Below are 9,879 nucleotides of genomic sequence, written 5' to 3'. Positions count from 1 at the left end.
TGCGATCGTGCGACCGCAACAACTCACGCTTCCAGCCGGATAATCGCCTCTCCATCGCCAACGCCGGAGAACCACGCCCAGAGCACCATCAGACTACCACTTATCTACAACTGTAGTACTAGGTGTCGCTTTTTTGGGAGTGGCAGTAGGCAACGGTGACCTCCAAGTTTAAGGTAGTCGAGGCTTCCCGCGGCATGGAATAAACATTGAAAGGAATTTTCCTGAAAATGCCGAATATTTTAAAGAATTCAGGGCTTTAACTTTGGCCTTGCTACAAGGGCGCAAGGATCTCCGTAATTGTCATTTGTTTGTCACGGAGCGGGAAACACATTGAAACATGTCTCGCGATGTCGTTAGTATTCGCAATTGCTGTCAGCCTGTGTGCAATTGTTGCCTGAGGAGTGTCTTTCATGTTGTGTGTTCGCGGTTTGGCCTTTTGTGCTTTGCGTCTTCGTTCCCTTGTCTCAACCATAACAATTCTGCTGCTGGCCCTGTGGGGCGGGATGAACGCCGCCCAGGCGCAGGTCGCCGCGCAATTCAGCTACGCGCAGAACGTCATTCTTACGGGCGCCACGGATCCTAACTTTTTGGCTCCCAACGGACTGGCGTTGGACGCGAACAGCAACATCTACATGGCCCAGCAAGCCGGCGGACCCAACGGTACCGGGGATGTTGTTCTGGAGACACTGATGCCTGGCGGCGGCTACACGTCGAGCATAATTCCGACCGTCGCCAACTTATTTTTTCCCACCGATGTGGCGGTGGACGCAAGCCGCAGCGTCTATATCGCCAATACGTTTGGCGGACCCAGCACCCTCGGCAATGTGCTGAAGGAGACGCCGAACGGCAACGGCGGCTACACGGAAACCATGATCGGCGCGGCCGTTGCAGGTCCAGCCGGCCTGGCATTGGACGCGAGCGGTAACGTCTATATCGCCAATTCCGAGGGCGGCAGCAGCGGGACCGGGAATATCCTTCTGGAGACGCTCATGCCCGGCGGCACCTACACGGAGAGCGTGATTGTTTCCTCCGGCCTGGCCTTTCCCATGGGCGTGGCGGTGGACGCGAACGGCAACCTCTATGTCGCGGATACAGACAACGGCGCGGTGCACATGTACGCGCCTCCCGCCGTCGCCGGCGGTGCTTATACCCAGTTGAATGACGTGATCAATGGCCTGAGCGATCCTGTTTCCGTCAAGTTGGACGCGAGCTTCAACGTCTATATCGTCGATGCTGTATTAAACGAGGTGCTGAAGGAAACGCCGCTGCCCGGCGGCGGCTACGCGCAGAGCATCATCGGCAACGGCCTTCTTGAGCCCGAGGGCATGACGTTGGACGGCAACGGCAACGTTTATATCGCCGACACAGAGAACAACCGCGCGCTGAAGGATGAGACCGCGGGAGTGAACCTCGGTGCCGTGGCGGTGGGAACGGCCAGCGCGCCGCAGACTCTGACCTTTACCTTCAGCGCGGCCGGCACCATCGCCACGCCAACTGTGGTGACGCAGGGCATGCCCAACCTGGACTTTACCGACGCGGGCGGCGGAAGCTGCGATACTGCCGGAACCAGCTACACCGCGGGCCAGACCTGTACGGTGAATGTAGCTTTTACGCCCACCAAAGCGGGCACGCGCTACGGCGCGGCGATGCTGCAGAACACCTCCGGCACTGTGATTGCGACAGCTTACGTCTTCGGCACCGGACAGGGGCCGCAAGTGGCCTTCGCTCCCCCCGCGCAGCTTACGATTCCGGCCGCGAGCCTCGACCAGGCCAACGGCGTGGCGGTGGATGGCAACGGCAACATCTATATCGCCAATACCGGCGCCAGCACAGTGCTCAAGGAGACGTTGTCCGGCGGCAGCTACACGCAGAGCACAATCGGCAGCGGGGTGAACCAGCCCAACGGCGTAGCAGTGGATGGCAGCGGCAACGTCTATATCGCCAATACCGGGGACCCGATGACAGGCACCGGGAATGTGCTGATGGAGACGCTGCAACCCAACGGCAGCTACACGCAGAGCGTCTTTCCGGCCACCGGACTGGTCAATCCCTACGGTATCGCGGTAGACGCCGGCGGCAACGTCTACATCGCCAATACTCTTGCTCCCAGTATCAGTAGCAACCCCTCCCTGCTAGGCACAGTGCTCAAGGAAACGCTGTCCGGCGGCGCCTATACGCAGAGCATCCTTCCGGTCGCGGGCCTGACCGAGCCCACAGGCGTGGCAGTGGACAGCAGCGGCAACGTCTATATCGCCAATTCTTTTGGCGGTAACAGCCAGACCGGCAATATGCAGCTGGAGACGTTGTCGGTCAACGGTACCTATACGCAGAGCACCATTCCGGCCACCGGACTGAACGAGCCTATCGGCGTGGCGGTGGACAGCAGCGGCAACATCTATATCGCCAATACTTTTGGCGGCAGTACCGGAGCCGGCAACGTGCTGAAGGAGACGCCGTCAGGCGGCACCTACACGCAGAGCACCATTTCGGCCACTGGCCTCAATGCTCCCACCGGCGTGGCGGTGGACGGCAGCGGCAACGTCTATATCGCCAATTTCAGTGGTGGCAGCACCGGATTCGGGAACGTGCTTGAGGAGAACTTTGGCAACGCGCCTACGCTGACCTTTGCCACCCCGACAAACGACGGCACGACCGACACGGCGGATGGGGCGCTGCCGGTGCAGATTGAAAACATCGGCAATATGCCGTTGACCGGCACGTATAGCATCGCGGCCAACTTCATGCAGACCTCCGGCAGTGGAACGCCGGCGGACTGCACGTCCACTTTCTCGGTGGCTGCGAATACAGCCTGCAACATCAGCGTGCAGTTTGCGCCGGTGGCGCCTGCCGTTGGCGCGGTGAGCGGCTCCGTAATGCTGACCGACAACAACCTGAACGCCACAGTCGCACCCGCAACCATGCAGGCGATCCCGCTGATGGGCACGGCTCTGGCGGCCGTGTCAGCGCCGACGATCACAATCTCGCCAACAACGCTGGCAGCAGCCGGGACGGTTGGCACAGCCTACAGCGCAACGCTGACGGCCAGCGGCGGAACAATGCCGTATGCCTTTGCGATCACCTCCGGGGCGCTGCCCGGTGGGATTACGTTGAGCACCGGCGGCGTGCTTTCCGGGACGCCGTCCGCCAGCGGAACCTTCACCTTCACGGTGACGGCGACGGACAGCAGTCCAGCGCCGGGTCCCTACACGGGCATGGCAACATACATGCTGACGGTGAATGCGGCCGTGTCAGCGCCAACGATCACAATCGCGCCAACAACGGTGGCCGCAGCGACGGTTGGCACAGCCTACAGCGCAACGCTGACGGCCAGCGGCGGAACAATGCCGTATGCCTTTGCGGTCGCTTCCGGAGCGCTGCCCGGCGGGATTACGTTGAGCACAGGCGGCGTGCTTTCCGGCACGCCAACCGCCAGCGGAACCTTCACCTTCTCGGTGACGGCGACAGACAGCAGTCCAGCGCCGGGTCCCTACACGGGCATGGCTATGTACACGCTGACGGTGAATGCGGCAACCGCGACGACCTTCTCGTTCACGACGATGGGAACGAGCACGGCCACCGTGGCAGCGGGCGCGGCAGCGACGTACAGCTTCAGCCTGGCGCCGCCGAGTGGAGAGAACTATCCCGGAGCGTTGAGCTTTGCCGCAACCGGCCAGCCCGCGGGCGCAACCGTGACTTTCACGCCGAATACGGTAGCTGCCAATGCTGGAGCCACCACGGTGACGATGAGCGTGCAGACGGCTGCGGCAACGGCGCAGAACGTACGCAGTTTGTTCGGAGGCGGTATTGCGCTTGCGCTGTTGCTCTTGCCCTTCGGGATGAGTCGCAGCGTGCGCAAGATGCTGAAGGGCAAAATGCTGATATGGCTCCTGCTGCTGGCCGGAACCATGGCTGCGATAAGCGGGTGCGGATCGAGCAACAAGAGCTCCACGCCAAGCGCACAAAACTACACGCTGACTGTAACCGCGACCAGCGGAACAGTCATGCAAAGCCAGACGGTCTCGCTGACCGTGCAGTAGGCAACAGATCAATCGAAGTTGATTTAGGAGCTTGTTGAAAAGAACCGCCAAAAGTCACTGTGATGAAAACAGAATCGCGTCTGAAAGCATGGAGCGCGATCGGCAGGACTTCGGCGAATTCTTTTTCAACAAGCTCTTGGATGTAAGCTGGTTTCTCTCTCAACAGAAAGATTGGATGGTCATGCGTCAAATGAATTTGAATTCCCGTTCTGCGCTTTACCGGTTGGGCTGGCTCGCCCTTGCGTTCACAGCCCTGCTTCTGCCCTCTCCCGTCCTGCTGGCCGCTCAGGTATTTCCGCAGCCTGACGCATCCTCGCTGGTCACCACGCGCCTCACCCAACCCATCGATGAGCACTCCCTGGTCACGCTCCCCGGTACGGTCCATCCGCTGGCCAACAAGGCCAACGACCGCGGAGCCGCGCCCGACGACATGCAGCTTGAGCGCATGCACATGGTGCTCAAGCGCAACAGTGCGCAGGAGTCGATGCTGAAGCAGCTCGTCACCGACATGCACACGCCCGGAAACGCCAGCTATCACAAGTGGCTCACACCCGCGCAGTTCGGCCAGCAGTTCGGCCCCTCCGACCAGGACATCTCGACCATCGAAACATGGCTCCAGTCCAAGGGCTTCAGCGTCACCGACGTGAAGCCCGGCAAGCAGACGCTGGAATTCTCCGGCAACGTGGGCCAGTTCCGTAGCGCTTTCCACGCGCAGATTCATAAGTACGAAGTCAATGGCGAGACCCACTACGCCAACTCCACAAACCCGCAGATCCCCGCGGCGCTGGCTCCGGTTGTCGGCGGATTCGTCTCGCTCAACAACTTCCACGCGCGGAACTTCAGCCATGTCCTCGGCAAAGCCAGCTACGATCCCAAGACCGACAAAGCAATGCCGCAATGGACTTACGGGACTGCTACAAACGTGAACTTCGTTCTGGCGCCAGGCGATTTTGCTGTCCAGTATGACCTGCAGCCGCTCTACAATGCCGGAGTCAACGGTGCCGGCCAGACCATCGCCATCATCAACGATTCGAATATCAATATTGCGCTGGTCAACCAGTTCCGCACACTCTTCAGCCTGCCGTCCAATCCACCCCAGGTCATCATCGACGGCAATGATCCCGGCATCGACGGCATAAACAATCCCGACGGGCCCAACGGCGATTCCGGCGAGGCCTACCTCGACGTGGAATGGTCTGGAGCGGTGGCTCCGGCAGCTACGGTCGATCTGGTGATCGGGGCCGATACGGCGATCGAGTCCGGCCTCATTCTGGCCGCCGAACACGCCGTCTACTATAACGTCGCGCCGGTCATGAGCATGAGTTTCGGCTTCGGCTGCGAATCACAACTCGGCAGCAGCAACCAGTTTCTCAACTCTCTGTGGGAGCAGGCCGCGGCCCAGGGCATCACCGCCATGGTTTCATCCGGCGATGCAAGCGCTGCGGGCTGCGATCGCGATTCGCAGGAGTATGCGGTCAACGGAGTCGGTGTAAGCGGTCTGTCCTCCACGCCCTATAACGTTGCCGTAGGCGGGACGGACTTCTTCTACAGTACCTACAATCAGGACACCCCCACTTCGATCTCGCAAGCTACCCTGCAGCAGCTCGCTACCTATTGGAACGGCACTCCAACGGTTACGCCCGCGGTTTCCATTCAAGGCTATATTCCCGAACAGCCGTGGAATGACAGCCAATATGGCCTGAATATCTTCGTGCAGGATCCTGCGAGTAGCGGGTCTTCGAGTATTGCGGGCGGCAGCGGCGGAGCCAGCAGCGCTGCGCTTTGCAGCGCAGCCTTTGACTCCACGACTGGGGCCTGTACCGGCACGTCCTCCGGCTACCCCAAACCGGCATGGCAAACGGGGTTCGGAACCGATACTGTTCGCGATGTTCCCGACGTCTCACTCTTTGCCGCCAATGGAGCCAACGCCAGCTATTACCCCGTCTGCTCTGGGGACGGCGACTGCCAGCTACCTTCCGGCAGCGGCTCCCTCATTCAGATCACCGGCGTAGGCGGAACCTCGGCATCCTCACCCTCCTTCGCCGCAATCATGGCGCTGGTCAACCAGAAGTACGGACGCCAGGGACAGGCCGACTTCGTTCTCTACCCGCTTTCGAAGCAGTTTCCCGCCGCTTTCCACGATGTAGCGAACGGCAGCAACTCCGTGCCTTGCAACATCACAGCCGCCAGTTCCGGTATTCCAGTTTCTCCCGACTGCATTAGTGTTTCCGATCCGGTCACAGTCACCGACCCCACGTTTGGGACAGCGACGGAAGGCCAGACCGGCAACACCACGACCAAAACCCCCGACTACAACGCGGGCGCCGGATACGACCTCGCCAGCGGCCTCGGCTCCGTAGACGCCAATCAGCTGGTCACGAACTGGGGCAACGTAAAGTTCGCCACCACCACGACAACCCTCACGCCCTCATCGACCTCCTTCACGCATGGAACCGCGATTACCGTAAGCGGTTCGGTGACCGTTGCCGGCGGAACGCCCACCGGCAACGTAGCCTTGGTGACCAGCAGCACCGAGCCGATCAACACGGTGGAAAGTACCTTCTTTCCGTTGACCAATGGATCGTTCAGCAACAGCAACGTCAACTTCCTGCCCGGAGGAACTTATAACATCTGGGGCCAGTACAGCGGCGACGGGACAAACGGCGCCAGCACATCGCAGCAGACGCCGATTACCGTCACGCCGGAGAGCAGCGGTATTTTCTTCAATGCATTTTCGGCTACCGGTGCCGTTCCCTCGGGAACGACCGGTATCGACTACGGCACGCAGTTGAATCTCAGTGCCCAGGTTACGCCCGGCTCGCAGCTTACCGCGATTGAAAAGTGCCAGGCGACACAGGGAGCAACCTGCCCGACGTATGACATTCCAACCGGAACCGTAACCTTTGACGATAACGGCTCGGCCATCAATACCGCCGTTGTCAACGTGGAGGGCGACGCTGAATACAATGCTCCCCTTTCGGTAGGCGCGCACTCCATCGTTGCCAGCTACTCGGGAGACAGCAGCTACCAGCAGTCAACGACAACGGCGAGCACGTACACCGTTGTAAAAGACACTCCGGCGATTGCAATCAGCGCTGCCAGCCAGTTTTTGACGAATGGCGGGCAGGCACTTACCGGTCAGATCAATACCTTTAACGTCCAGGTGGCCAACGGCGCCCAGATCAATAACGGAAATACCCTGGGTACAGTCGCTCCAGTGCCCGTCGCGGCTCCGACCGGCACCGTCACGGTGACCGGATTCCCATCCGGTGTTCCAACTTCCGGGACATTGACCGCAGGGGTGGTTTCGGGTTTCCAGGCGGTGCAGGGCATTGCCACCATCGCAGCTCCGGCAAACACTCCAGCCGGGAACTATAACGTCACCGTCAGCTATTCCGGCGACGCGAACTACAACGCTACCTCACTTCCAGTCGCAATAGCGATCGCTTCGCCTGCAACTGTCGCCGGCACCGGCACGGCGGCATCTGTCACGACGGCTACAGCCTCCATGAATTCGACCTCGCCCACCGCGTCCATTACGATTACGGGTACGGTGACCGGACAGAGCGGACAGGCGCCCACCGGCGGTGTCCTCCTCTACTGGTCTGGAAACGTCGCTACCGAACTCGGGCTTACCGCGACGTCCGCGACCACTTCCAGCTTCTCCGTGGTTTTGAACAGCCAGAATCTCTCTCAGGGAGCGAATTTTGTCACCCTCCAGTACACCGGAGACAGCACCTATGCTCCCTCCGACTTTACGCTAAGTAACCCCATTTCCAACCCGCTTTCCGACTTCTCCATCGTGCCGCAGATGACGGCAGTCCAAGTCCCTATGGGCAGTTCCGCTACCGACATCATTAACGCGACCGCGGTGAATGGCTTCAGTGGTCCTGTCAGCTTCATCTGCACGCCGGCATCGGGAATTACCTGCACAATTACCTCTTCGGCAACGTTGTCTCCGGGCAGTTCCACATCTGCCAGCAGCAACTCCGTTCCGCTCACCCTTACCATCAACGCCGGGTCGTCCACGCCCGGCGGCTCATACAACGTTCTGGTTACTGGCACGGATTCCACCGGCAAGTTCATTCACACGCTGAATATTCAAGCCGTTGTTTCCGGCAGCTCTGCCGCCGCCAGCTTTAGCCTTACTCCCAATCCCGGCGCGATTGCCGCCGTTAGCGCTGGCAGCAGTGGAACCTCGGCCATCACGGTTGCTCCAACCAACGGCTTCATCGGTACTGTGAACCTCACTTGCGCTGTCGGTGGAGGGCCCAGCGGCGCGACTAATCCCACATGCAGTTTGAGTCCGACAGCGGCTAATCTCACCGAATCCACAGGAACCGCGGGCGTTGTTTCCACATTGACGGTAGGGACATCCGCAACGACAACTGCGGGAAGTTATACCGTTACTGTGACTGGCACTTCGGGTAGCATTACGGAAACCGCTCAGGTAACGATCACCGTTAACTCTCCGGTGGCTGCCACCTTTACACTAGCAAGCACCAATGCCGCCGCCGTCAGCAGTCCCGGTGGCAGTACAACCTCGACGATCTCCGTGAATTCGACGACTGGCTTTACAGGGAACGTTTCATTGACCTGTGCTGTCACCAATATGCCAAGTGGAGCGGTAAACATTCCAGGATGCAGCCTCTCGCCAACCACAGCCACGGTATCCACCCCATCCACCCTGACCATCACCACCACCAGCTCCGCTACTGCAGCCGTGAAACCCGGCTCGCAGCTGAACAGGCTCTTTGCTGTGGGCGGAGGGCTGGCCCTCGCCGGACTTCTTTTCTTTGGAATCCCAGCACGCCGTCGTAGCTGGAGTTCTATCCTGGGAGTGCTGCTCTTCGGCGCCCTGGCCGGGGTGGTCATAGGCTGCGGATCGAGCAACACCAATGGAGGCACCCCAACCGGTACTACTGGTACTACGACGGGCGCATACGTCGTCACGGTTACCGGCACCAGCGGCTCCATCACACAGGCCACAACCGTCAGCGTGACCGTCAACTAATCAAGTCACTCCAACCATGGCCGCGCTTTCATTGAGCGCGGCCATTATCTTTGAGCGCAATATGCCCGCTCGGCAGCATTACGAGCGGTGACACATCTAACTATCCAACTATGTATGGTCCGCCGCGGGGCTACAAGAGAAAAGGTTTGGTCGAGAAGACAAGTCTGCGCCAATGTATTCGTCACTGAGGGTAAAGGCGTTTTCAATGGAGAGAGTGATATTTGCGAATGGTGGATCTTGCTCGGCGAAGAAATGTTCTACGCCAGCAGTTAAAGCGGCTGCGTTTATCTCACCGCAACAGAACTAGGCCCGGGCCTAGTTCTGTTGCGTGCTGCCCGGTTCCAACAGCGAGTGCCGTGTTCGTCTTCGTGGATCGAGTCAAGTTCTAAAATATGATCATGCGGCAGTGATTTGGATAACGGCGAAAGAAATCGATGGGGAATGCCCCCGCGGTTGTTATCCAGCCGCAATCCTCCCCAACCGTGACCGCAGATGCTGCAACGGTGCCTGGATTTGCAAGAAATTGGCGACGCAGCCTCTTTCAGAGCCTGGGTATAAGCGCCGCAAGCGGCTATGCCCTGCTGCTGTTGTTCAGGAAACATCTCGCCCCATTGTGAGTTGTCGCTGTAAAGCATGCACAGATATTGCATGGGAGTCTCACCACCATACGCCAACGCAAGGGATATGGAGACTATGATGTTGATAATAGAGCGTATTCCTCATAGCTATATAGGATGAAATGGCGTTCTGAACCATGCTTGAGCGTCTTGAGGCCTGATGTCTGGAAGATGGTCTGCGATGGCTTGTTCGAGGGTCTCTGCCGTTCTG

The 9,879-nt window shown here is 59.5% G+C and carries 2 protein-coding genes; both read left to right on the top strand.

Features of this window, described 5'->3' with window-relative positions; all coding sequences use genetic code 11:
• Window positions 1-410: 410 nt before the first annotated feature.
• On the top strand, window positions 411-4,037 hold the full coding sequence (locus ABSG47_RS20865) for an SBBP repeat-containing protein (protein WP_424172501.1): 3,627 nt from the start codon (window positions 411-413) through the stop codon (window positions 4,035-4,037).
• Window positions 4,038-4,227: 190 nt separating this feature from the next.
• On the top strand, window positions 4,228-9,051 hold the full coding sequence (locus tag ABSG47_RS20860) for a protease pro-enzyme activation domain-containing protein (protein ID WP_424172498.1): 4,824 nt from the start codon (window positions 4,228-4,230) through the stop codon (window positions 9,049-9,051).
• The last annotated feature ends 828 nt before the right edge of the window (window positions 9,052-9,879 follow it).

Source organism: Occallatibacter sp., from assembly GCF_049510455.1.
GTDB lineage: Bacteria > Acidobacteriota > Terriglobia > Terriglobales > Acidobacteriaceae > Telmatobacter.
The sequence above is the reverse complement of the archived record's forward strand: the minus strand, read 5'-3'. Positions and strand labels throughout refer to the sequence as shown.